Origin of the sequence: Streptomyces sp. NBC_00207 (assembly GCF_045160965.1) — a bacterium.
In the GTDB taxonomy this organism is placed as follows: Bacteria; Actinomycetota; Actinomycetes; order Streptomycetales; family Streptomycetaceae; genus Streptomyces.
In genome coordinates this window covers 5,615,591-5,637,572 of record NZ_CP130715.1, presented here as the reverse complement: position 1 = coordinate 5,637,572, position 21,982 = coordinate 5,615,591, and the positions used below count along the sequence as shown (strand labels likewise).

34 protein-coding genes are annotated in these 21,982 nt (G+C 67.0%); all 34 read right to left on the bottom strand.

The window, feature by feature from the left end:
* Positions 1–226: 226 nt before the first annotated feature.
* The 34 genes from OG472_RS26800 to OG472_RS26635 all read right to left on the bottom strand — a co-directional run bounded on the left by OG472_RS26800 (position 227) and on the right by OG472_RS26635 (position 21,924).
* The gene (locus OG472_RS26800; protein ID WP_405942137.1) at positions 227–1,540 is read right to left on the bottom strand and encodes a glycosyltransferase family 87 protein; all 1,314 of its coding nucleotides are present in this window, start codon (positions 1,538–1,540) and stop codon (positions 227–229) included.
* A gap of 69 nt (positions 1,541–1,609) precedes the next feature.
* The gene (locus tag OG472_RS26795; protein WP_405831606.1) at positions 1,610–3,238 is read right to left on the bottom strand and encodes an ABC-F family ATP-binding cassette domain-containing protein; all 1,629 of its coding nucleotides are present in this window, start codon (positions 3,236–3,238) and stop codon (positions 1,610–1,612) included.
* 57 nt (positions 3,239–3,295) lie between these two features.
* On the bottom strand, positions 3,296–4,147 hold the full coding sequence (gene truA / locus OG472_RS26790) for a tRNA pseudouridine(38-40) synthase TruA (protein WP_401607380.1): 852 nt from the start codon (positions 4,145–4,147) through the stop codon (positions 3,296–3,298).
* A gap of 99 nt (positions 4,148–4,246) precedes the next feature.
* Positions 4,247–4,720 (bottom strand): 50S ribosomal protein L17, encoded by a 474-nt coding sequence (gene rplQ, locus OG472_RS26785; RefSeq protein ID WP_319733898.1) that lies wholly within the window; start codon positions 4,718–4,720, stop codon positions 4,247–4,249.
* 103 nt (positions 4,721–4,823) lie between these two features.
* Positions 4,824–5,846, bottom strand: coding sequence for a DNA-directed RNA polymerase subunit alpha (locus OG472_RS26780; protein ID WP_008739666.1), 1,023 nt, complete (start codon positions 5,844–5,846; stop codon positions 4,824–4,826).
* A gap of 150 nt (positions 5,847–5,996) precedes the next feature.
* On the bottom strand, positions 5,997–6,401 hold the full coding sequence (gene rpsK / locus OG472_RS26775; RefSeq protein ID WP_003956432.1) for a 30S ribosomal protein S11: 405 nt from the start codon (positions 6,399–6,401) through the stop codon (positions 5,997–5,999).
* 54 nt (positions 6,402–6,455) lie between these two features.
* A complete protein-coding gene (gene rpsM, locus OG472_RS26770) occupies positions 6,456–6,836 on the bottom strand; it encodes a 30S ribosomal protein S13 (RefSeq protein WP_030710357.1) in 381 nt (126 codons plus the stop codon).
* 201 nt (positions 6,837–7,037) lie between these two features.
* Positions 7,038–7,151 (bottom strand): 50S ribosomal protein L36, encoded by a 114-nt coding sequence (gene rpmJ, locus OG472_RS26765; RefSeq protein ID WP_003956441.1) that lies wholly within the window; start codon positions 7,149–7,151, stop codon positions 7,038–7,040.
* Positions 7,152–7,225: 74 nt separating this feature from the next.
* Positions 7,226–7,447, bottom strand: a complete 222-nt coding sequence (gene infA / locus OG472_RS26760; protein WP_003956442.1) for a translation initiation factor IF-1 — start codon at positions 7,445–7,447, stop codon at positions 7,226–7,228.
* A 138-nt stretch (positions 7,448–7,585) separates the two neighbouring features.
* Positions 7,586–8,437 carry a type I methionyl aminopeptidase gene (gene map, locus OG472_RS26755; protein ID WP_401607383.1) on the bottom strand — a complete coding sequence of 284 codons (852 nt, stop codon included), beginning with the start codon at positions 8,435–8,437 and terminating at the stop codon, positions 7,586–7,588.
* Between the two features lie 92 nt (positions 8,438–8,529).
* Entirely contained in the window at positions 8,530–9,177 is a 648-nt protein-coding gene (locus OG472_RS26750) for an adenylate kinase (protein WP_319725412.1), read from the bottom strand.
* Positions 9,177–10,490, bottom strand: coding sequence for a preprotein translocase subunit SecY (gene secY / locus OG472_RS26745; RefSeq protein ID WP_401607386.1), 1,314 nt, complete (start codon positions 10,488–10,490; stop codon positions 9,177–9,179). Before secY ends, OG472_RS26750 begins: the two co-directional genes overlap by 1 nt.
* 186 nt (positions 10,491–10,676) lie before the next feature.
* Positions 10,677–11,132 carry a 50S ribosomal protein L15 gene (gene rplO, locus OG472_RS26740; protein WP_008739693.1) on the bottom strand — a complete coding sequence of 152 codons (456 nt, stop codon included), beginning with the start codon at positions 11,130–11,132 and terminating at the stop codon, positions 10,677–10,679.
* A gap of 2 nt (positions 11,133–11,134) precedes the next feature.
* Positions 11,135–11,317: a 50S ribosomal protein L30 gene (gene rpmD / locus OG472_RS26735; protein ID WP_005313525.1), complete on the bottom strand. Its 183-nt coding sequence runs from the start codon at positions 11,315–11,317 to the stop codon at positions 11,135–11,137.
* Positions 11,317–11,919 carry a 30S ribosomal protein S5 gene (gene rpsE, locus OG472_RS26730; RefSeq protein WP_030388857.1) on the bottom strand — a complete coding sequence of 201 codons (603 nt, stop codon included), beginning with the start codon at positions 11,917–11,919 and terminating at the stop codon, positions 11,317–11,319. The genes rpmD and rpsE overlap by 1 nt, the downstream gene beginning before the upstream one ends.
* 45 nt (positions 11,920–11,964) lie before the next feature.
* The gene (gene rplR, locus OG472_RS26725; RefSeq protein ID WP_030008471.1) at positions 11,965–12,348 is read right to left on the bottom strand and encodes a 50S ribosomal protein L18; all 384 of its coding nucleotides are present in this window, start codon (positions 12,346–12,348) and stop codon (positions 11,965–11,967) included.
* Between the two features lie 2 nt (positions 12,349–12,350).
* Positions 12,351–12,890, bottom strand: coding sequence for a 50S ribosomal protein L6 (gene rplF, locus OG472_RS26720; RefSeq protein ID WP_266442974.1), 540 nt, complete (start codon positions 12,888–12,890; stop codon positions 12,351–12,353).
* Positions 12,891–12,910: 20 nt separating this feature from the next.
* Positions 12,911–13,309, bottom strand: a complete 399-nt coding sequence (gene rpsH, locus OG472_RS26715) for a 30S ribosomal protein S8 (RefSeq protein WP_007265911.1) — start codon at positions 13,307–13,309, stop codon at positions 12,911–12,913.
* A gap of 223 nt (positions 13,310–13,532) precedes the next feature.
* Positions 13,533–13,718: a type Z 30S ribosomal protein S14 gene (locus OG472_RS26710; protein WP_003956452.1), complete on the bottom strand. Its 186-nt coding sequence runs from the start codon at positions 13,716–13,718 to the stop codon at positions 13,533–13,535.
* A gap of 5 nt (positions 13,719–13,723) precedes the next feature.
* Positions 13,724–14,275: a 50S ribosomal protein L5 gene (rplE, locus tag OG472_RS26705; protein ID WP_030388859.1), complete on the bottom strand. Its 552-nt coding sequence runs from the start codon at positions 14,273–14,275 to the stop codon at positions 13,724–13,726.
* Positions 14,275–14,586 (bottom strand): 50S ribosomal protein L24, encoded by a 312-nt coding sequence (rplX, locus tag OG472_RS26700; RefSeq protein WP_030008468.1) that lies wholly within the window; start codon positions 14,584–14,586, stop codon positions 14,275–14,277. Before rplX ends, rplE begins: the two co-directional genes overlap by 1 nt.
* A gap of 2 nt (positions 14,587–14,588) precedes the next feature.
* On the bottom strand, positions 14,589–14,957 hold the full coding sequence (gene rplN / locus OG472_RS26695; RefSeq protein ID WP_008739701.1) for a 50S ribosomal protein L14: 369 nt from the start codon (positions 14,955–14,957) through the stop codon (positions 14,589–14,591).
* Between the two features lie 106 nt (positions 14,958–15,063).
* On the bottom strand, positions 15,064–15,345 hold the full coding sequence (gene rpsQ / locus OG472_RS26690) for a 30S ribosomal protein S17 (protein ID WP_030008467.1): 282 nt from the start codon (positions 15,343–15,345) through the stop codon (positions 15,064–15,066).
* Positions 15,345–15,569 (bottom strand): 50S ribosomal protein L29, encoded by a 225-nt coding sequence (gene rpmC / locus OG472_RS26685; RefSeq protein ID WP_008739703.1) that lies wholly within the window; start codon positions 15,567–15,569, stop codon positions 15,345–15,347. The genes rpsQ and rpmC overlap by 1 nt, the downstream gene beginning before the upstream one ends.
* Positions 15,569–15,988: a 50S ribosomal protein L16 gene (rplP, locus tag OG472_RS26680; RefSeq protein WP_008739704.1), complete on the bottom strand. Its 420-nt coding sequence runs from the start codon at positions 15,986–15,988 to the stop codon at positions 15,569–15,571. The genes rpmC and rplP overlap by 1 nt, the downstream gene beginning before the upstream one ends.
* A gap of 5 nt (positions 15,989–15,993) precedes the next feature.
* A complete protein-coding gene (rpsC, locus tag OG472_RS26675; protein ID WP_030230639.1) occupies positions 15,994–16,836 on the bottom strand; it encodes a 30S ribosomal protein S3 in 843 nt (280 codons plus the stop codon).
* Positions 16,836–17,183: a 50S ribosomal protein L22 gene (gene rplV, locus OG472_RS26670; RefSeq protein ID WP_037792011.1), complete on the bottom strand. Its 348-nt coding sequence runs from the start codon at positions 17,181–17,183 to the stop codon at positions 16,836–16,838. The genes rpsC and rplV overlap by 1 nt, the downstream gene beginning before the upstream one ends.
* A 43-nt stretch (positions 17,184–17,226) precedes the next feature.
* A complete protein-coding gene (rpsS, locus tag OG472_RS26665) occupies positions 17,227–17,508 on the bottom strand; it encodes a 30S ribosomal protein S19 (RefSeq protein ID WP_008739713.1) in 282 nt (93 codons plus the stop codon).
* A 12-nt stretch (positions 17,509–17,520) separates the two neighbouring features.
* The gene (gene rplB / locus OG472_RS26660; RefSeq protein ID WP_008739715.1) at positions 17,521–18,357 is read right to left on the bottom strand and encodes a 50S ribosomal protein L2; all 837 of its coding nucleotides are present in this window, start codon (positions 18,355–18,357) and stop codon (positions 17,521–17,523) included.
* A gap of 39 nt (positions 18,358–18,396) precedes the next feature.
* Positions 18,397–18,720, bottom strand: a complete 324-nt coding sequence (gene rplW, locus OG472_RS26655; protein WP_007265901.1) for a 50S ribosomal protein L23 — start codon at positions 18,718–18,720, stop codon at positions 18,397–18,399.
* A complete protein-coding gene (rplD, locus tag OG472_RS26650) occupies positions 18,720–19,370 on the bottom strand; it encodes a 50S ribosomal protein L4 (protein ID WP_030388861.1) in 651 nt (216 codons plus the stop codon). Before rplD ends, rplW begins: the two co-directional genes overlap by 1 nt.
* A 4-nt stretch (positions 19,371–19,374) precedes the next feature.
* Positions 19,375–20,019 (bottom strand): 50S ribosomal protein L3, encoded by a 645-nt coding sequence (gene rplC, locus OG472_RS26645; RefSeq protein WP_007265899.1) that lies wholly within the window; start codon positions 20,017–20,019, stop codon positions 19,375–19,377.
* Between the two features lie 14 nt (positions 20,020–20,033).
* A complete protein-coding gene (gene rpsJ, locus OG472_RS26640) occupies positions 20,034–20,342 on the bottom strand; it encodes a 30S ribosomal protein S10 (protein ID WP_003948644.1) in 309 nt (102 codons plus the stop codon).
* A gap of 469 nt (positions 20,343–20,811) precedes the next feature.
* Positions 20,812–21,924, bottom strand: coding sequence for a hypothetical protein (locus OG472_RS26635; RefSeq protein ID WP_405831601.1), 1,113 nt, complete (start codon positions 21,922–21,924; stop codon positions 20,812–20,814).
* Positions 21,925–21,982: the final 58 nt, after the last annotated feature.

Genomic DNA, 21,982 nt, shown 5'->3' with positions numbered 1-21,982 from the left:
GCCTTCGCTTCTTCAGTGGTGGTATCCCATAGGGCGCAAGCCCAGCGGGAAGGTCCTGACAGGGTCACCACGGACGATCACGACAGCCCTCGTTCACATCGGGGACGCAACCCGTGTGAACCGCTGGTCATCGGTCCGGTGGACCGGCGCAAGGCCCTTTCACGTGAGAATGAGAAAGCCAATACGCATAACAAACCAGCAGGATACCCAAGCAGACCCGTAAGGGTCAAAACGCGGTCCGCGATGCCGATTCTGCTGGCGTCGCGGCGCACTCCGGTTCGGTCCTGGGTGGGGACCCCGCAGTTGTTACGGGCTCCAGAGTAACCCGACCCGAGAGCAGTGCACGACGCGCCAGCACAAACGCGAGCCCGCACAGGGTGGCGCAGTCCTTGAAGGCGCGCCGCTTGTGGGCCAGCTCCGAGGGCCACGGGATCAGGGCCACCTGGGGCGTCAACGCCAGCCAGAACCAGGGCGAGCGGGGCATCGAGCCCGGCCGCACCGCCGAGGCCAGCAGCAGCGGCAGCACCACCAGCAGGTAGTGGTCGAAGGAGGGCCGGGAGACCAGGAATGCGGCGAGCATCACCATGCAGGCGGTCTCCACCAGGCGCAGCTCCCCCCGGTCGGTCTCGTCCTGGCGGCGCCACCGCACCCAGGCCGCCCACAGACCGCCGGCGGCCCCCGCGAACGCGAGCAGCACCGCCACCGACTCCGGCACCCCCAGCCGGGGCAGCACCGCGATGGGCGAGGCGTCCCAGGGCAGCGCGTACCCGTCCTGCCCCTTGAGCAGGAAGGGCAGGGTCTTGGTGAAGAACAGCGTCGGGCTCGGCATCATCAGCGCGCCTGCCAGCGAGAGCCCCAGCGGCACCAGCACGGCCGCGGCCAGTCCCCGCCACTGCCGGGCGAGCAGGAACAGCAGCCCGACCGGCACCAGCATCGGCTTGCAGGCGATCGCCAGCCCGACCACCAGCCCGGCCGCCGCCCACGACCGCCGGTGCGCCAGCAGCAGCGCCACCGGCAGCGCGGCCGCCGAGATGGCGGTCCAGTTGCCGATCAGCACGAGGTTCACGTACGGCTTGTAGGCGAGGGCGAGCACCGCGAAACCGCCGACCGCGAAGCGCGAGCGCAGCGGCACCGAGAACATCCGCAGGGCGGCCAGCCAGCCCGCGCCCAGCAGCCCCGACATCCCGGCCGGCAGCACCCACTGCAGCACCGTCCGCGGCAGCAGGGCCTCGGGAACCGCCATGATCACGGCGCTGGGGAGGTAGAGGAAGCGCTTGTCCTCGTACGGGGACCCGCCCGCGAGCAGCGTCTGCGCGGCCTTGACCACGAAGGCGTTGTCCGAGCCCCAGTTCGCGCGCAGGCTCGTGGAGACGCAGACCCCGAGGAGCACCGCGAGGGAGAGGACCTGCCAGGTCCGGGAGGCCGGGCGCAGCAGCCAGTCGATCAGCCGGCTCCCCGAGGCCCCGTCCCCCGGGGACCGCTCCCCGGCGGCGCCGCCGCCCGGGGCCCGGGTTCCGGAGGCCTGGTTCTCCCACTTCATCAGCCAGATGCTAGGCCGCAGCCCCACGACGCCTGCCCCTCACTCATCCGAGGGGGTGACGGTATCCCCCTAGCGCTTGCGTTCGACTCTACGTTCGTCCCAGACGGGTTCCTGAGTCTCCCGCACAACACCGTCCGAACCGAAGACCAGGTAACGGTCAAATGTGCGCGCGAACCACCGGTCGTGCGTGACGCACAGCACAGTGCCGTCGTACGCCTCCAGTCCGTCCTGCAGGGCCTCCGCCGACTCCAGGTCCAGGTTGTCCGTCGGCTCGTCCAGCAGCAGCGCCGTGGTGCCCGCCAGCTCCAGCAGCAGGATCTGGAACCGCGCCTGCTGCCCGCCCGAGAGCTTCTCGAACGGCTGGTCGCCCTGGCGCTCCAGCTCGTACCGGCGCAGGGCGCCCATCGCCTGCCCCAGGGGCTTCGCCGCCTCCGTCCACAGGATGTCGACGAGGGTCCGCCCGAAGAGCTCCGGGTGGGCGTGCGTCTGCGCGAAGTGGCCGGGAACCACCCGCGCGCCCAGCTTCCACGTGCCCGTGTGCTTGACGTCCTCGCCCGCCAGCAGCCGCAGGAAGTGCGACTTGCCGGAGCCGTTCGAGCCGAGCACCGCGACGCGCTCCCCGTAGAAGACCTCCAGCGAGAAGGGCTTCATCAGGCCCGTCAGCTCCAGGTTCTCCACGGTCAGGGCGCGCACGCCCGTACGCCCGCCCTTGAGCCGCATCCGGATGTCCTGCTCCCGCGGCGGCTCCGGCGGCGGGCCGGCCTCCTCGAACTTCTGGAAGCGGGTCTGCATCGCCCGGTACCGCGAGGCCATGTCGGGGCTGCTCGCGGCCTGGTTGCGCAGCCGCAGCACCAGCGCCTTCAGCCGCGCGTGCTCCTCGTCCCAGCGCCGCTTGAGCTCCTCGAAGCGCGCGAAGCGCTCCTTGCGGGCGTCGTGGTACGTGGCGAAGCCGGAGCCGTGCACCCAGACGTCGGAGCCCGTCGGGCTCGCCTCCAGGCTGATGATCTTCTCCGCGGCCTGCGTCAGCAGCTCCCGGTCGTGGGAGACGAAGAGCACCGTCTTGCGGGTGGCCTTCAGCTGCTCCTCCAGCCAGCGCTTGCCGGGGACGTCCAGGTAGTTGTCCGGCTCGTCGAGCAACAGCACCTCGTCGGGCCCGCGCAGCAGCGCCTCCAGCACGAGGCGCTTCTGCTCACCGCCCGACAGCGTGCGCACCTCGCGGAACTGCGCGGAGTCGTACGGGATCGCCAGCGCGGCCATCGTGCAGACGTCCCACAGCGTCTCCGCCTCGTACCCCTGGACGTCCGCCCAGTCGCTCAGCGCCTGCGCGTAGGCCATCTGCGCGGCCTCGTCGTCCACCGTCAGGATCAGCTGCTCGGCGCGGTCCACCGCCTTGGCGGCTTCCCGGATGCGCGGCTGGGCCACCGAGACCAGCAGGTCCCGCACGGTCGTCTCGTCCCGCACCGAGCCCACGAACTGCGACATCACACCGAGGCCGCCGGAGACGGTGATCCCGCCGCCGTGCGGCTGCAGCTCGCCGGAGATCATCTTCAGCAGGGTGGTCTTGCCGGCCCCGTTCGCCCCGACGAGCGCGACGACCGACCCCTCCCCCACGCGGAAGGAGACGTCAGGGAGCAGTACCCGCCCGTCGGGAAGGTAGTACTCCAGGTGGCTGGCTTCGAGATGTCCCATGCCGCGCATTGTCCAGGTCCGGCGCCGATCCGCCCAAACGGATTAGGCGGACACCCGCGGCCGCGGTCAGCAGCAGCCGGCGCCCGGCAGGGTCCGCATGTTGCGCGCTTCCTTGCTGCGGGCGGCCAGCAGCTCGTCCGCGGGGTAGCCGACCTCTTCCAGGGTCAGGCCGTGCGGCTTCACGACGTGGACCGAGGAGTCCCGTACGGCGGCGCGCAGGACCTTCCCCGGCCAGTCGGTGGGCCGGTGCCCGTCGCCGACGTGCAGCAGGGCGCCCACCAGCGAGCGGACCATGTTGTGGCAGAAGGCGTCGGCGCGGACGGTCGCGGTGACGATCCCGTCCTCGGCGCGCTCCCAGCTGAGCTGCTGGAGCGTACGGATGGTCGTGGCACCCTCGCGCTTCTTGCAGTACGCGGCGAAGTCGTGCTCGCCGAGCAGCGCGGTGGCGGCCTCGTTCATGGCGTCCACGTCGAGGGGCCACTGGTGCCACAGCACGTGGCCGCGGCGCAGCGGGTCGACGCCTCCCTGGTGGTCGCCGACGCGGTAGGCGTAGCGGCGCCAGATGGCCGAGAAGCGCGCGTTGAAGCCCTCGGGGGCCTCGGCGGCCTTCCACACCCGTACGTCGTGCGGCAGCCGGCCCGCGAGCCGGCGCAGCAGCTTGTCGTGGTGCTCGGCCCACACCTCCTCGGCGAGGTCGAACTGGGCGACCTGCCCGCGGGCGTGCACGCCCGCGTCGGTACGCCCGGCCACGGTCAGCTCGACCGGCTCGGACAGCCGCATCACGGTCTGCAGGGCCGACTCCAGCTCGCCCTGGACGGTGCGCAGCACGCGCTGCTTCGCCCAGCCGGAGAAGTCCTTGCCGTCGTAGCTCAGGTCCAGCCGCACCCGGACGTGCCCGGGCTCCACCTCGTCACTCACGTGACAGATCCTCTCAGAGTCACCGAAATGCAGAACGGGCCCGCCCCGGGAAGGGGCGGGCCCGTTCAGAGCCGATCAAGCAAGCGTGATCCCGGGGGATCAGGCCTCCTTGGTCTCCTCGGCGGGGGTCTCGGTGGCCTCGGCCTTGGCCTCCGCCTCCTTCACCGCGCGCTTGGTGGCGGCCTCGGCCTCACCAGTGGCCTGCTGGGCAACCGTGAGGGCCTCGACCAGCTCGATCACGGCCATCGGGGCGTTGTCGCCACGACGGTTGCCGATCTTGGTGATGCGCGTGTAACCACCGGGGCGGTTCTCGTAGCGCGGGGCGATCTCGGTGAACAGCGTGTGCACGATGCTCTTGTCCGTGATCGTCTGCAGCACCAGGCGACGGTTGTGGATGTCGCCCTTCTTGGCCTTGGTGACCAGACGCTCGGCGTAGGGACGCAGGCGACGGGCCTTGGCCTCGGTGGTGGTGATGCGGCCGTGCTCGAAGAGCGCCTTCGCGAGGTTCGCGAGGAGGTGCTTCTCGTGCGCGGCGGAACCGCCCAGGCGGGCACCCTTTGCGGGACGCGGCATTGTTACTCCTTCAAATCTGCACCGGCCGTGTCAGGTACCGGAGTCAGTTCCCTCAGGCGGTCGCGAGAGGGGGTGTGGGGGGCGTGAGCCCCCCACAAGCTTCTTAGTACTGCTCGGTCTCGACGAAGCCGGCGTCGGCGTCGTCGTCCGCGCCGAACGCGTCGGCGGCGGCGGTCGGGTCGAACCCGGGCGGGCTGTCCTTGAGGGCCAGGCCCATGCCGGCCAGCTTCGCCTTGACCTCGTCGATCGACTTCGCACCGAAGTTGCGGATGTCGAGCAGGTCCGCCTCGGAGCGGGCGACGAGCTCACCCACGGAGTGGATGCCCTCGCGCTTGAGGCAGTTGTACGAGCGGACCGTGAGCTCGAGCTCCTCGATCGGCAGCGCCAGGTCGGCGGCCAGGGCCGCGTCCGTCGGCGAGGGGCCCATGTCGATGCCCTCGGCGTCGATGTTGAGCTCGCGCGCCAGACCGAACAGCTCGACCAGGGTCTTGCCGGCGGACGCCATGGCGTCGCGCGGGCGCATGGCCTGCTTGGTCTCGACGTCGACGATCAGCTTGTCGAAGTCGGTGCGCTGCTCGACTCGGGTCGCCTCGACCTTGTAGGTGACCTTGAGGACCGGGCTGTAGATGGAGTCGATCGGGATGCGACCGATCTCCTGGCCCAGCTGCTTGTTCTGGACGGCGGAGACGTAGCCGCGACCGCGCTCGACGGTCAGCTCCATCTCCAGCTTGCCCTTGCCGTTGAGCGTGGCGAGGACCAGGTCCGGGTTGTGCACCTCGACACCGGCCGGGGGCGCGATGTCAGCAGCGGTGACCAGGCCGGGACCCTGCTTGCGCAGGTACATCACGACCGGCTCGTCGTGCTCCGAGGAGACGACCAGCTGCTTGATGTTGAGGATGATGTCGGTGACGTCTTCCTTGACGCCCGGCACGGTGGTGAACTCGTGCAGGACGCCGTCCACGCGGATGCTGGTGACAGCGGCACCCGGGATCGAGGACAGGAGCGTACGGCGCAGGGAGTTGCCGAGGGTGTAGCCGAAGCCCGGCTCCAGCGGCTCGATCACGAACCGCGAGCGGTACTCGTCGACGACCTCTTCGGTCAGCGAAGGACGCTGAGCGATAAGCATGTCTGTGTTCCTTCATTCGTGGACGCCCACTATTTGACGCCCGACGGGACGCCGTACCGAGGTACGGCTACTGCAAGGGTACGGGCGGCACGGCCCCCGAAGGGGTCGTACCGCCCGGACACTCAAGAACGCACAGGTGCGTCCGCTGCGTCAGACGCGGCGGCGCTTCGGCGGGCGGCAGCCGTTGTGCGGGGTGGGGGTGACGTCCTGGATCGAGCCGACCTCGAGGCCGGTGGCCTGGAGGGAGCGGATCGCGGTCTCGCGGCCGGAGCCCGGACCCTTGACGAAGACGTCAACCTTGCGCATGCCGTGCTCCTGCGCGCGGCGGGCGGCCGACTCGGCGGCCATCTGCGCGGCGAAGGGGGTGGACTTGCGCGAGCCCTTGAAGCCGACGTGGCCGGCGGAGGCCCAGGAGATCACGTTGCCCGAGGGGTCGGTGATCGAAACGATGGTGTTGTTGAACGTGCTCTTGATGTGGGCGTGCCCGTGAGCGACGTTCTTCTTTTCCTTGCGGCGCACCTTCTTGGCAGCGCCCTGACGACCCTTGGGGGGCATCTAAATCTCCTACGGGAGGTGGTCGGTCCTACAGCGCAAGACCGCTGAACAGGACTACTTCTTGCCCGGCTTCTTCTTACCGGCGATCGCGCGACGCGGGCCCTTGCGGGTACGCGCGTTCGTGCTGGTGCGCTGACCGTGCACCGGGAGGCCGCGACGGTGGCGGATGCCCTGGTAGCACTGGATCTCGACCTTGCGACGGATGTCGGCCTGGATCTCGCGGCGGAGGTCACCCTCGGTGCGGAGGTTGGCGTCCACGTACTCGCGGATCTTGACCAGGTCCTCTTCGGCCAGGTCACGAACGCGGGTGTTCGGGTTCACGCCGGTGGAGGCGAGGATCTCCTTGGACCGGGTGCGCCCGATACCGAAGACGTAGGTGAGTGCGATCTCCACACGCTTTTCGCGCGGGATGTCAACACCGGAAACGCGTGCCATTCAATGGCTCCTGTGTGTTCGGGGGTCTTCCGCAGAATCAGCCCCGACCGCCGACCACACCTGAATGGGTGGTGGTACGTCCGGGTCCCCGGCCCCCGCCGGAGGTGCCGCCGGCCCCTTGCAGGGCTGGGCGGATTCTGCGTATGTACGTTTTCTTACGTCGCGCGAAGAACTGCGTTAAGGCAGGTCGGTCGGCGTGCGTCAGCCCTGGCGCTGCTTGTGGCGCAGGTTGTCGCAGATGACCATGACCCGGCCGTGACGGCGGATCACCTTGCACTTGTCGCAGATCTTCTTGACGCTCGGCTTGACCTTCATGTTGGTGAGGTTCTCCGGGTCAGTGCCACCACCCGCACCGGGACAAGACGCCCAGGCAGGAGTGAGGACAAGATCTACTTGTATCGGTAGACGATCCGGCCACGCGTCAGGTCGTACGGAGACAGCTCCACGACGACCCGGTCATCCGGGAGGATGCGGATGTAGTGCATGCGCATCTTGCCGCTGATGTGCGCGAGGACCTTGTGACCGTTCTGCAGTTCCACCTTGAACATCGCGTTCGGGAGGGACTCGATCACGGTGCCCTCGATTTCGATGGCACCTTGCTTCTTGGCCACGCTTCGCCCTTCGAATCGGCTACCTTGATCGGCTCGGTGCGCCATGCAGGCATGGAAGTGCACGAGAGCCGACGAGTCAGTCTACGTCAGGGCTCCCAGAAAGACGAATCCGGAAAGTTTGCCCCAGAGTGTAGATCATTACGCCAGCGGGTCCGGAGCCGTGGTGACCCCGTACTCCGCCAGCTTCGCCTTGCCGCAGTCCGGGCTGGTCAGAACGATCGGACCGGCCTCCGTCAGGGCGATGGAGTGCTCCCAGTGCGAGGACCAGGTGCCGTCCGTGGTGATGACGGTCCAGTCGTCCGCCAGCACCTCCGTCTGGGCGGTGCCCAGGGAGACCATGGGCTCGATCGCCAGGCAGACGCCCGGGACCAGCTTGATGCCCTTGCCCCGCTTGCGCGAGACGTAGTTCAGCAGGTGGGGGTCCATGTGCATCTCGGACCCGATGCCGTGGCCGCCGTAGTCCTCGATGATCCCGAACTTGCCGAGGCTGTGGTCACCGGTGGCGGGACGCGGCTGGCGCTTGATGTACGTCTCGATCGCCTTGGAGATGTCCACGAGGCGGCTGCCGAGCTTCATGGCGGCGATACCGGCCCACATGGACTCCTCGGTCACCCGGGAGAGCTCCAGGAGCTCAGGGGCGTGCCCAGTGCCCACGAAGGCGGTGTAGGCGGCGTCGCCGTGCCAGCCGTCGACGATGGCACCGGCGTCGATCGAGATGATGTCGCCGTCCTTGAGCACCGTCTTGTCGTCCGGGATGCCGTGGACGACGACCTCGTTCACCGAAGTGCAGATCGTCGCGGGGAAGCCGCCGTAGCCGAGGAAGTTCGACTTGGCGCCGGCGTCCGCGATCACCTTGCGGGCCACCATGTCCAGATCCCGCGTCGTGGCGCCGGGAACGGCCGCCTCACGGGTCGCCGCGTGGATCGCCGCGACGACCAGCCCCGCCTCGCGCATCTTCGCGATCTGCTCGGGGGTCTTGATCTGGACCATGAAAAACGCCTTCCAGCCTCGGTACGAGTCTTCTCAACAGTACGGCCGCGATGTCCTGGGGACACCGCGGCCGTTCTTGCACTACGGGGGTACTACTTCTTGAGGGCGTCCATCGCGCGCTTCGTGACGTCCGCGACCTCACCGAGGGCCGGGATGGTCACCAGCAGGCCCTGGGCCTTGTAGTAGTCGATGATCGGCTCGGTCTGCGTGTGGTAGACCTCCAGCCGGTTGCGGACCGTGGCCTCGGAGTCGTCGCCGCGCTGGTACAGCTCGCCGCCGCAGGTGTCGCAGACGCCCTCGGCCTTCGGCGGGGCGTACGTCACGTGGAAGACGTGCGAAGAGTCGTTGCGGCAGATCCGGCGACCGGCGATCCGCTTGACGACCTCGTCCTCCTCGACCTCCAGGTCGAGGACGGCGTCGAGCTTCATGCCCTCCGCCTGGAGCATCACGTCGAGGGCCTCGGCCTGCGAGACGTTGCGCGGGAAGCCGTCGAGCAGGAAGCCGCCCACGGCGTCGGGCTGCTCCATCCGGTCCTTCGCCATGCCGATGGTCACCTCGTCGGGGACCAGGTCGCCGGCGTCCATGTACGCCTTCGCCTGCTTGCCCAGCTCGGTGCCCTGGCTGATGTTGGCCCGGAACAGGTCGCCCGTTGAGATGTGCGGGATCGACAGGTTCTTGGCAAGGAACGCGGCCTGCGTTCCCTTGCCCGCACCGGGCGGTCCGACGAGGACGATTCGCATCAGCGGAGGAACCCTTCGTAATTACGCTGCTGGAGCTGGCTCTCGATCTGCTTCACGGTTTCCAGACCCACACCCACGATGATCAGGATGCTCGTCCCGCCGAACGGGAAGTTCTGGTTCGCTCCGAAGCCGGCCAACGCCATCGTCGGCACAAGAGCGATGAGACCCAGGTACAGCGACCCCGGCCAGGTGATCCGGTTGAGCACGTAGCTCAGGTACTCAGCGGTGGGTCGACCGGCGCGAATACCCGGGATGAACCCACCATACTTCTTCATGTTGTCTGCAACTTCCTCGGGGTTGAACGAGATCGCCACGTAGAAGAACGCGAAGAAGACGATCAGGAGGAAGTAGACCGCGATGTAGTACGGGTGGTCGCCCTTGACGAAGTGCTTCTGGATCCAGTTGGCCCAGGCCGCGGTGGAACCGCTGAACTGCACGACCAGTGCCGGGATGTAGAGCAGCGACGAGGCGAAGATGACGGGGATGATGCCCGCCTGGTTCACCTTGAGCGGGATGTAGGTCGAGGTACCGCCGTAGGCACGGCGGCCGATCATGCGCTTCGCGTACTGGACCGGGATCCGGCGCTGCGCCTGTTCGACGAAGACCACCAGGCCGACCATCGCGAGGCCGACCAGCATGACGACACCGAACTCGACCCAACCGTCGGCGATCTTGCCCTGGAGCTTGATCTGCCACAGCGCGCCGATGAAGCCGGCGGCGATCGAGATGAACATGAGGATCGACATGCCGTTGCCGATGCCGCGGTCGGTGATGAGCTCACCGAGCCACATGACGACGCAGGTACCGGCGGTCATGGTGATCACCATGACGACCGTGGTGAAGATCGACCGATCCGGAACGATCTCGCGGCCGACCGGACAGGTCCCGAAAAGGGCACCGGTGCGGGCGGTGGCGACAAGGCCGGTGCCCTGCAGGATCGCGAGGGCGACCGTCAAATAGCGCGTGTACTGAGTGATCTTCGCCGTACCGGACTGTCCCTCTTTTTTGAGGGTTTCCAGCTTCGGGATGACCACGGTCAGCAGCTGCAGAATGATGCTCGCCGTGATGTACGGCATGATGCCGAGCGCAAAGATCGTGATCTGCAGCAGCGCACCGCCGCTGAACATGTTGACGAGGCCGAACAGCCCACTGCTGTTGCCCGCCTGTTCGACGCAGATCTGTACGTTCTTATAGCTCACGCCGGGTACCGGGATGTGGGACCCGAGCCGGAACAGCACGATGATGCCGAGCGTGAAGAGCAGCTTCTTGCGCAGGTCGGGCGTCTTGAACGCCCGGGCGAACGCGGTGAGCACGGTGCCTCCTGCGACCCCCGCGCTACTGCGTCAGAGGTGACGGTCTGAGGGATCGACGTATACGACAAAGCAATGGTGCACGCCACCTTACCGGCGAGTGTGCCTCCCGTGGAACGACCAACCGGGGATGCCCCATATGTGAGGCATCCCCGGTCGGGTTTCGAGCTATTCAGCCACGAAATCGTCTTAGACGAGCTCGGTGACCGTGCCGCCGGCAGCGGCAATCTTCTCCTTGGCGGAGGCGGAAACGGCGTCAACCGAAACCTGCAGCGCCACGGAGAGCTCGCCCTGGCCCAGGACCTTGACGAGGCTGTTCTTGCGAACCGCGCCCTTGGCGACCAGGTCGGCCACCGTGACTTCTCCACCCTCGGGGTAGAGAGCGCCGAGCTTGTCCAGGTTCACGACCTGGAACTCGGTGCGGAACGGGTTCTTGAAGCCCTTGAGCTTCGGCAGGCGCATGTGGAGGGGCATCTGCCCACCCTCGAAGCGCTGCGGGATCTGGTAACGGGCCTTCTGGCCCTTCGTACCACGACCGGCCGTCTTACCCTTCGACGCCTCACCACGACCGACACGGGTCTTCGCGGTCTTGGCGCCGGGGGCGGGACGGAGGTTGTGGGCCTTCAGCGGGCTGTTCTCAGCCATGATTAGTCAACCTCCTCAACCGTCACGAGGTGGCGGACGGTGTGAACCATTCCGCGGAACTCGGGGCGGTCCTCCTTGACGACGACGTCGTTCAGGCGCTTGAGCCCGAGCGAACGCAGCGTGTCGCGGTGGTTCTGCTTGCTGCCGATGTACGACTTCGTCTGCGTGATCTTGAGGCGAGCCATTACGCACCCGCCCCAGCACGTGCACGAAGCAGAGCCGCGGGGGCGACGTCCTCGAGGGGCAGACCACGGCGAGCCGCGATCTCCTCGGGACGCTGCAGGCCCTGAAGGGCCGCCACGGTCGCGTGCACGATGTTGATCGCGTTGTCGGAGCCCAGGGACTTCGACAGGATGTCGTGAACGCCGGCGCACTCCAGAACGGCGCGCACCGGGCCACCGGCGATAACACCGGTACCGGGGGAAGCAGGCTTCAGCAGGACGACGCCCGCAGCCTTCTCGCCCTGGATCGGGTGAGGGATGGTGCCCTGGATGCGCGGAACCTTGAAGAAGTTCTTCTTGGCTTCCTCGACACCCTTGGCAATGGCCGCGGGAACTTCCTTGGCCTTGCCGTAACCGACACCTACAGTGCCGTCACCGTCGCCCACCACGACCAGCGCGGTGAAGCTGAAGCGGCGACCACCCTTGACAACCTTGGCGACGCGGTTGATCGCGACAACGCGCTCAACGTAAGCGGTCTTCTCGGCGGCAGGGCCACCGTCGCGACCCTTCCGGTCCCGCCGCTCGCCGCCACCGGCACCGCTTCCGCGGCGCTGGGGTCCAGCCATTGGATTACCTCTCTCTGTTACGTCCGTGAGTCCCGGAACCGGGGCTTAGAACTTCAGCCCGGCTTCGCGGGCGGCGTCAGCCAGAGCGGCAATGCGCCCGGCGTATCGGTTGCCACCGCGGTCGAACACGACGGTCTCGACACCCGCAGCCTTGGCACGCTCGGCGACGAGCGCGCCGACAGCCTGGGCCTGCGAGCTCTTGTCGCCTTCGCCACCGCGGATCGAAGCGTCCAGGGTCGACGCCGACGCCAGGGTGTGACCCTGGAGGTCGTCGATGACCTGAGCAACGATGTTGCGGTTGGAACGCGTCACGACGAGGCGCGGACGCTCCGCCGTACCCGAGACGTTCTTGCGGATGCGGATGTGGCGGCGAGCCTTGGCAGCGCGCTTGTACGCGTCGCCCTTGGCGATCTTCACACCGTATGCCATGGCTACTTACCAGCCTTTCCGACCTTGCGGCGGATGACTTCGCCGGCGTACTTGACACCCTTGGCCTTGTACGGGTCGGGCTTCCGCAGCTTGCGGATGTTGGCGGCGACCTCGCCGACCTTCTGCTTGTCGATGCCCTCGACCGTGAACTTGGTCGGCGACTCGACCTTGAAGGAGATGCCCTCGGGCGCCTCCACCAGGATCGGGTGGCTGTAACCCAGCTGGAACTCCAGGTTGGAGCCCTTCGCCAGGACACGGTAACCGACACCGCTGATCTCGAGAGCCTTGACGTACCCCGTGGTCACACCGGTGATCATGTTCGCCACCAGCGTGCGGGACAGGCCGTGCAGGGCCTTGTTCTGACGCTCGTCGTTCGGGCGGGTGACGTTCAGAACGCCGTCCTCACCCTTGACGATTGCGATGGGCGCCTTGACGGTGTGCGCGAGGGAACCCTTGGGGCCCTTCACCGCGACCGTCTGGCCATCGATGGTGACGTCCACACCGGCGGGAACCTGGATGGGGAGCTTGCCGATTCGCGACATTGCTTTTCCTCCGTTCCCGACTACCAGACGTAGGCGAGGACTTCCCCACCTACGCCCTTCTTGCCTGCCTGCTGACCGGTCAGGAGACCGTGGGACGTGGAGATGATCGCCACGCCCAGGCCGCCGAGGACCTTCGGCAGGTTGGTGGACTTCGCGTACACGCGCAGACCGGGCTTCGAGATCCGCTTGATGCCCGCAATGGAGCGCTCGCGGTTCGGCCCGAACTTCAGCTCGAGGACGAGGTTCTTGCCGACCTCGGCGTCCTCGACCTTCCAGCCGGTGATGAAACCCTCCTGCTTGAGGATCTCTGCGATGTGCGACTTGATCTTGCTGTGCGGCATCACGACGGTGTCGTGGTACGCCGAGTTAGCGTTACGCAGACGCGTGAGCATGTCTGCGATCGGGTCAGTCATGGTCATGAAGTGGCCTTCGGCCTCTCTCGCCGGGGTTTCCTGTATGCGCCATCCCTCTCCCCACTCAGTGGCGGGACGGGTGCGGTGCGGGGACCTACGGCGTAGTAAGTCGTTATGGGCGGCGGACGCCCAACCACACAAGCCTAAGGCATGCGCGGCTGGGCACCCACCGTCCAGATGCTTACCGAGAGTGCCTGGTAACGCCCAAGTCCTTGCGGACGAGGGTGATTTACCAGGAGCTCTTGGTCACGCCCGGCAGCTCGCCACGGTGAGCCATCTCACGAAGGCAGACGCGGCACAGGCCGAACTTGCGGTACACGGAGTGAGGGCGACCGCAGCGCTGGCAGCGGGTGTACGCACGCACACCGAACTTGGGCTTGCGGGCAGCCTTCGCGATGAGAGCCTTCTTCGCCATCTCGCTTACGCCTCCTTGAAGGGGAAGCCGAGGTGACGAAGGAGGGCACGGCCCTCGTCGTCGTTGGTCGCCGTGGTGACCACGGTGATGTCCATACCCCGGGTACGGTCGATCTTGTCCTGGTCGATCTCGTGGAACATGACCTGCTCCGTGAGACCGAAGGTGTAGTTGCCACGGCCGTCGAACTGCTTCGGCGACAGACCACGGAAGTCACGGATACGCGGCAGCGCGAGCGACAGCGTACGGTCCAGGAACTCCCACATGCGGTCACCACGGAGGGTGACGTGGCAGCCGATCGGCTGACCCTCACGCAGCTTGAACTGCGCGATGGACTTCCGGGCCTTCGTGACGGCCGGCTTCTGACCGGTGATCGTCGTGAGGTCCTTGATGGCGCCGTCGATCAGCTTGGAGTCGCGGGCGGCGTCGCCCACACCCATGTTGACCACGATCTTCACGAGGCCGGGGATCTGCATGACGTTCTCGTAGGAGAACTCCTCACGCAGCTTGCCCGCGATGTCCTCGCGGTACTTCGTCTTGAGACGCGGAGTGGTAGCCATCAGATGTCCTCACCCGTCCGCTTGGCAACGCGGATCTTGTTGCCCTCGTCGTCGAAGCGGTAGCCGACGCGGGTGACGACCTTCTTGCCGTCCTTCTCCACAACCAGCTGAACGTTGCTGACGTGGACCGGGGCCTCGGTGATCACAATGCCACCGGCCTGGTTCTGCGCAGCCTTGGTGTGCTTCTTGACCCGGTTGACACCCTCGACGAGGACGCGGTTGTCAGCGGGGAAGGCGACGATGACCTTGCCCTGCTTGCCCTTGTCCTTACCGGTGATGACCTGAACCAGGTCGCCCTTCTTGATCTTCATGCTTACAGCACCTCCGGCGCGAGCGAGATGATCTTCATGAACTTCTTCTCGCGCAGCTCACGGCCCACCGGGCCGAAGATACGGGTGCCGCGAGGGTCGCCGTCGTTCTTCAGAATGACGGCGGCGTTCTCGTCAAAGCGGATGTACGAGCCGTCCTGGCGGCGACGCTCCTTGACGGTGCGAACGATGACCGCCTTGACGACGTCACCCTTCTTCACGTTGCCACCGGGGATCGCGTCCTTGACGGTGGCGACGATGACGTCACCGATGCCCGCGTAGCGGCGACCGGAACCACCGAGAACACGGATGCAAAGGATTTCCTTGGCACCAGTGTTGTCGGCGATACGCAGTCGCGACTCCTGCTGGATCACGTGTATCTCCTGTTTGTCTGCCGGTTCCCGGCGGGGGCTTCACTCCGGAGAGCGTCGCCCCCACCGAGCCTGGCGGAACGAATCCGGGGGAAACCCCCCGGACGAATTACTTGGCCTTCTCGAGGATCTCGACGATGCGCCAGCGCTTGCTCGCCGACAGCGGACGCGTCTCCATGATGAGGACGCGGTCGCCGACGCCGGCAGCGTTCTGCTCGTCGTGAGCCTTGAGCTTGTTCGTACGGCGGATGACCTTGCCGTACAGGGCGTGCTTCACGCGGTCCTCGACGGCGACGACGACGGTCTTGTCCATCTTGTCGCTGACGACCAGACCCTCACGGGTCTTGCGGAATCCGCGCTCGGTCTTCTCAGTCACGTTGTTCTCGCTCATCAGGCGCTCTCCACCGTCTCGATACCGAGCTCACGCTCGTGCATCAGGGTGTAGATGCGAGCGATGTCCTTACGGACGGACTTGAGCCGGCCGTTGTTCTCCAGCTGACCCGTGGCCGCCTGGAAGCGGAGCTTGAACAGCTCCTCCTTGGCCTCGCGCAGCTTGCCAACGAGCTCCTCGTTGCCGAGCTCACGCAGCTCGGACGCCTTGGTTCCCGTCGCCATCACGACTCACCTGCCTCGCGCCGAACAATCCGGCACTTCATCGGAAGCTTGTGAGCAGCGCGGGTGAGCGCCTCACGAGCAATCTTCTCGTTCGGGTAGGACAGCTCGAACATGACCCGGCCCGGGTGCACGTTGGCGATCCACCACTCGGGAGAACCCTTACCGGAACCCATGCGGGTCTCGGCAGGCTTCTTCGTCAGCGGGCGGTCCGGGTAGATGTTGATCCAGACCTTGCCGCCACGCTTGATGTGGCGGGTCATCGCAATACGAGCCGCCTCGATCTGGCGGTTCGTCACGTACGCCGGGGTCAGCGCCTGGATGCCGTACTCGCCGAACGTGACCTCAGTACCGCCCTTGGCCATACCGCTGCGCTTCGGGTGGTGCTGCTTGCGGTGCTTGACCCTACGAGGGATCAGCATGTCGGTCAGGCCTCCGTTCCGGTGCTCTCGGCCGGAGCGGCGGCGGGAGCGTCGGCCTTGGGGGCCTCGACACCAGCAGCCTGCTGCGGCTTGCGGCCACCACGGCCGCCGCGCTCGCCACCACGGCCACCACGGCCGGCGGGACGGTCGCCAGCGCCCTGCGCGCCACGGGCCGGGCGGTTACCCGCACGGGCCGCAGCGTTCTCGGCGCGAACCTCGGCGATGTTCTTGACGTCGCCCTTGTAGATCCAGACCTTCACACCGATACGGCCGAAGGTGGTCTTGGCCTCGAAGAAGCCGTAGTCCACGTTCGCGCGGAGGGTGTGCAGCGGCACACGGCCTTCGCGGTAGAACTCGGAGCGGGACATCTCGGCGCCGCCGAGACGGCCGCCACACTGGATCTTGATGCCCTTGGCGCCGGCCTTCATCGTGCCCTGCATGCTCTTACGCATGGCGCGACGGAAGGAGACGCGGGAGGAGAGCTGCTCGGCAACGGCCTGGGCAACCAGCTGAGCGTCAAGCTCGGGGTTCTTGACCTCGAGGATGTTCAGCTGGACCTGCTTGCCCGTGAGCTTCTCGAGGTCACCGCGGATGCGGTCGGCCTCGGCGCCACGGCGGCCGATGACGATGCCCGGACGAGCGGTGTGGATGTCCACACGCACGCGGTCACGGGTGCGCTCGATCTCAACCTTCGAGATGCCGGCGCGCTCCATGCCGGACGTCATCATCCGACGGATGGCGACGTCTTCCTTGACGTAGTCCTTGTACAGCTTGTCGGCGTACCAACGCGACTTGAAGTCGGTGGTGATGCCGAGCCGGAACCCGTGCGGGTTTACCTTCTGGCCCATTACCGGGAACCTTCCTTGCTGCTGACGACCACGGTGATGTGGCTGGTCCGCTTGCGGATCCGGTAGGCACGGCCCTGCGCACGCGGACGGAACCGCTTCAGGGTCGGGCCCTCGTCCACGAACGCCTCGCTGATGACCAGCGTGGAGGCGTCCGGGTGGTTGTAGTTGTGTGCGGCATTGGCAATGGCGCTGTCAAGCACCTTGCCAACCGGCACGCTCGCGGCCTGCGGGGCGAAACGCAGGACCGCCTGAGCCTCCGTGGCATCCATGCCACGGATAAGGTCCACCACTCGGCGGGCCTTCATGGGCGTGACGCGGATGTACCGCGCCTGGGCCCTGGCTTCCATGGTTGTCCCTTCGGTGTAAGTCATAGTCGTAACCACCCCGCCTTTAGCGGCGCTTCGACTTCCGGTCGTCCTTGACGTGGCCGCGGAAGGTGCGAGTCGGCGAGAACTCGCCGAGCTTGTGGCCGACCATCGACTCGGTGACGAACACCGGGACGTGGGTCTTGCCGTTGTGCACCGCGATGGTGTGACCCAGCATGCTGGGGATGATCATCGAGCGACGGGACCAGGTCTTGATGACGTTCTTGGTGCCGGCTTCGTTCTGGACGTCCACCTTCTTTACGAGGTGGTCGTCGACGAAGGGCCCCTTCTTGAGACTGCGCGGCATCTAAACCCGCTCCTAGCGCTTCTTGTTCGTCTTGCGGCGGCGGACGATGTACTTGCTCGAAGCCTTCTTCGGCGAGCGAGTACGACCCTCCTTCTGACCCCACGGGGAGACCGGGTGGCGACCACCACTGGTCTTGCCCTCACCACCACCGTGCGGGTGGTCAACCGGGTTCATCGCGACACCGCGGACGGACGGGCGAACGCCCTTCCAGCGCATGCGGCCGGCCTTGCCCCAGTTGATGTTCGACTGCTCGGCGTTGCCGACCTCACCGACGGTCGCGCGGCAGCGCGCGTCGACCAGGCGGATCTCACCGGAAGGCATACGAAGGTGGGCCATCGTGCCCTCCTTCGCCAGCAGCTGCACGGAGGCACCCGCGGAACGGGCGAACTTGGCGCCACCACCGGGACGGAGCTCGATCGCGTGGATCGTGGTACCGACCGGGATGTTGCGGAGGGCCAGGTTGTTGCCGGGCTTGATGTCGGCCGTGGGGCCGTTCTCAATCCGGTCGCCCTGCTTCAGCGCCTTCGGCGCGATGATGTAGCGCTTCTCGCCGTCCGCGTAGTGCAGGAGCGCGATGCGCGCGGTGCGGTTGGGGTCGTACTCGATGTGCGCGACCTTGGCCGGCACGCCGTCCTTGTCGTGACGACGGAAGTCGATCACGCGGTAGGCGCGCTTGTGTCCACCACCCTGGTGGCGAACGGTGATCCGACCGGTGTTGTTACGGCCGCCCTTGCTGTGCAGGGGGCGAACCAGCGACTTCTCCGGCGTGGACCGCGTGATCTCGACAAAGTCGGCGACGCTGGAGCCACGACGGCCCGGGGTCGTCGGCTTGTACTTGCGGATACCCATTTCTCAGTCCTCGTCCGATTCCGGACGACTAGACCTCCGTTAGGAGGCCTGGCCGCCGAAGATGTCGATACGGTTGCCCTCGGCAAGGGTCACGATGGCGCGCTTGGTGTTCGCACGCTTGCCGAAACCGGTCTTGGTGCGCTTGCGCTTACCCTGACGGTTGATCGTGTTGACCCCGGTGACCTTGACCGAGAAGACCGCTTCCACGGCCTGCTTGATCTGGGTCTTGTTGGCGCCGGGCGCGACGATGAACGTGTACTTGTTCTCGTCCAGCAGCGCGTAGCTCTTCTCCGAGACAACCGGCTTGATCAGCAGGTCGCGCGGGTCAGTGAAGGTCTTGCTGGTAACGGTCGCCTCAGACATCAGGCGTCGCTCCCTTCGGTCTCATCGGCCTTGGGGCCAGACACGAAGGACTCGAAAGCGGCCTGAGTGAAGACCACGTCGTCAGAGACGATCACGTCGTACGTGTTCAGCTGGCCCGGCTCCAGGATGTGAACCTGGGGCAGGTTGCGGGCGGACAGCCACGCGGCCTCTTCGGCGCGGTCGACGACCAGGAGCAGGTTCTTGCGCTCCGAGATCTTGCCGAACAGCGTCTTGGCGGCCTTCGTGGAGGCGGCACCCTCGACCACGCCGGTGACGACGTGGATGCGGGAGTGACGCGCGCGGTCCGAGAGGGCACCGCGGAGGGCGGCGGCCTTCATCTTCTTCGGGGTCCGCTGGGAGTAGTCACGCGGCTGCGGGCCGTGGACAACGCCACCGCCGACGAACTGCGGCGCACGGGTCGAACCCTGGCGCGCGCGGCCGGTGCCCTTCTGGCGGTACGGCTTGCGGCCACCACCACGGACTTCGCCACGACGCTTGGTCTTGTGCGTGCCCTGACGGGCAGCAGCCAGCTGAGCGACAACGACCTGGTGGATCAGCGGAACGCTGGTCTTCGCGTCGAAGATCTCCGCGGGGAGCTCGACGGTACCGGCCTTGTCGCCTGCCGGCGAAAGGATGTCAATGGTGCTCATTACCTCAAGCCCCCTTGGCCGCGGTACGGACCAGGACGAGGCCGCCGTTCGGACCGGGGACCGCACCCTTGATGAGGAGCAGACCCTTCTCCGCGTCAACCGCGTGGATGGTCAGGTTCTGGGTGGTGACACGCTCGTTACCCATGCGACCGGCCATGCGCATGCCCTTGAAGACACGCCCAGGGGTGGCACAGCCACCGATCGAACCGGGGGAGCGGTGCTTGCGCTGCACACCGTGACCGGCGCCGAGGCCCCGGAAGTTGTGCCGCTTCATGACACCGGCGAAGCCCTTGCCCTTGCTGTTGCCCGTGACGTCAACCTTGACGCCGGACTCGAACACCTCAGCAGTGATCTCCTGGCCGAGCGTGTACTCGCTGGCGTCGGAGGTGCGGAGCTCCACCAGGTGGCGGCGGGGGGTCACGTCGGCCTTGGCGAAGTGGCCCTTGAGGGGCTTGTTCACCTTGCGCGGGTCGATCTCGCCGAAGGCGATCTGGACCGACTCGTAGCCGTCGATGTCGTTCGTACGGACCTGGGTAACGACGCAGGGTCCGGCCTTGACCACGGTCACCGGGACGACACGGTTGTTCTCGTCCCAGACCTGGGTCATGCCGAGCTTCTCGCCCAGGACGCCCTTGATCTGCTTTGCCATCTTCTCGACGCCTCTCAGAGCTTGATCTCGATGTCAACGCCGGCCGGAAGGTCCAGGCGCATCAGCGAGTCAACGGTCTTGGGGGTCGGGTCGAGGATGTCGATCAGGCGCTTGTGCGTGCGCATCTCGAAGTGCTCGCGCGAGTCCTTGTACTTGTGCGGCGACTTGATGACGCAGTACACGTTCTTCTCAGTGGGCAGCGGCACCGGGCCCGCGACCGACGCACCAGTGCGCGTCACCGTCTCGACGATCTTCTTCGCCGAGGAATCGATGACCTCGTGGTCGTAGGCCTTGAGCCGGATGCGGATCTTCTGTCCCGCCATGGCTACTCCGTAGTCCTGTCTGTATGTGGAAACGCTCTGGCTCTCGGTCGGCTGCGGGACGGATCCCGCGGCTTCTCTCCGACCCACGCGGTCGGGCGTGTCGCACTCCCTCTACAGAAAATTCCCATACGGAAATTCCCTCGTCCAAGGGGGTGCGGTCCCTGTGACCGCGTTTCGGGGGAGAAACACCCACCGAGTGCCTGGTGGGCACCGTGCTGACGCTTCCCAGAAGATTCCCGTACGTCCGCCCCCATTGCTGCCCCGAGAGGCAGATTAAGGACGACGAGTACTGTGGGACTCGCTTCCGGTCCTCCCGGCGGGAGGCGCGCAGCATCGGCACTCAGCCGAGCAACTTGAGTAGTCTGCCATACGAGGCACGTACCTGGCCAATCGGGCCGAAGAGAATACCCCGCCACGCTGAGTGGTCAAACTGCACCACGCGCATCGCCCGGCGGGGCTCCTCCCCCGGTCAGGAGCGGGTGACCGTCCCGCACCCTTCGCCCTTGATGTCCCTGCTGCGGTCGTACGGGTCCACGGCGGGCCCGGTGGGCGCCGGCCCGGCCGGCGCCTCCCGCGGGAAGTCCGGGTGCAGGAAGCCGCCGGTCGTCTCGCACCCGACGTTCGACCACTCCGAGACGTACTTGCGCAGCTGGAGCCGGCCGCGGGTGGCCTGCCAGCGCGCCGGGTCGAGCAGGCTCAGGGTGATCTGCCGGCGCACGATGGTGCGCTGCACGCTCGTGCCCCCGTCCGTCATGGGGTGGACGAAGGTGTAGTCCGTCACCACCAGGAGTTCCCCGGGATCCCCCTGCTCCGCGCGCATGCTGCCGCGCACCTTGACGACGTCGCCGACCGGCTTGACCTTCGCCTGGTCGAAGCGGGTGAAGAGCATCACCGGGCTGTTCTCCGCGGTGGGCTCCGTCAGGGACTGCTCCAGCCGCTGCGGGACCTCGGGCTGGCGGGGGTCCAGGAGCGCCAGGGCGGCGGCCGGCCGCTCCCCACGCAGGGTCGCCGGGTCGAGGTTGGCCGCGATCAGGAACTGCCTGGCCTTCTCCAGCGCGTCCGCGACCTGCTGCTTGGACGTCTCACCGACGGCCGTGGCCTCGGGGACCTCGATGCCGGCGGCCCCGTCGGCCCACTGGAGGGCCGGGGAACCGCGGAAAGGTTCCTGCAGAGTCGGCTGGTCCGGGTCCACGGCTGCCGGCGGCGCGGTCGGGCGCACGGACTCCGCGGGCAGCGGAGCGGCGTTCTTCGCCTCCTGGCGGGCGTCCGCCTTGCCGGTGATCCGGTCGATCACCAGCTCGGGCCGTACGGCGATCAGCGCCAGCCCGGCGATCAGCACGACGGCCACGGCGGCCCCCAGCCGCCCCGGACGCCGGCGCTCCCGCCAGGCGGGCCCGGTGCGCCACCCCGGCGGCTCCTCGCCCTGCGTCGCGCGCAGCCGCTCGGTGACCATCCGCGCCCGCGCGGACGGCTCCCTCGGCGCCGCGCCCGTCCCTGCGGCGGCGTCCTCCTGGAACCGGCGCCATTCGTCGTCGGAGACGCCCGCTCCGCCGTTGCTGCCGTTGTGGTTGTTGTTTCCCATGCCCTGTCCCCCTGCGTACCGTGCCGTCGAGCACGCGAGAGGCCCCGCACCTCCGTGC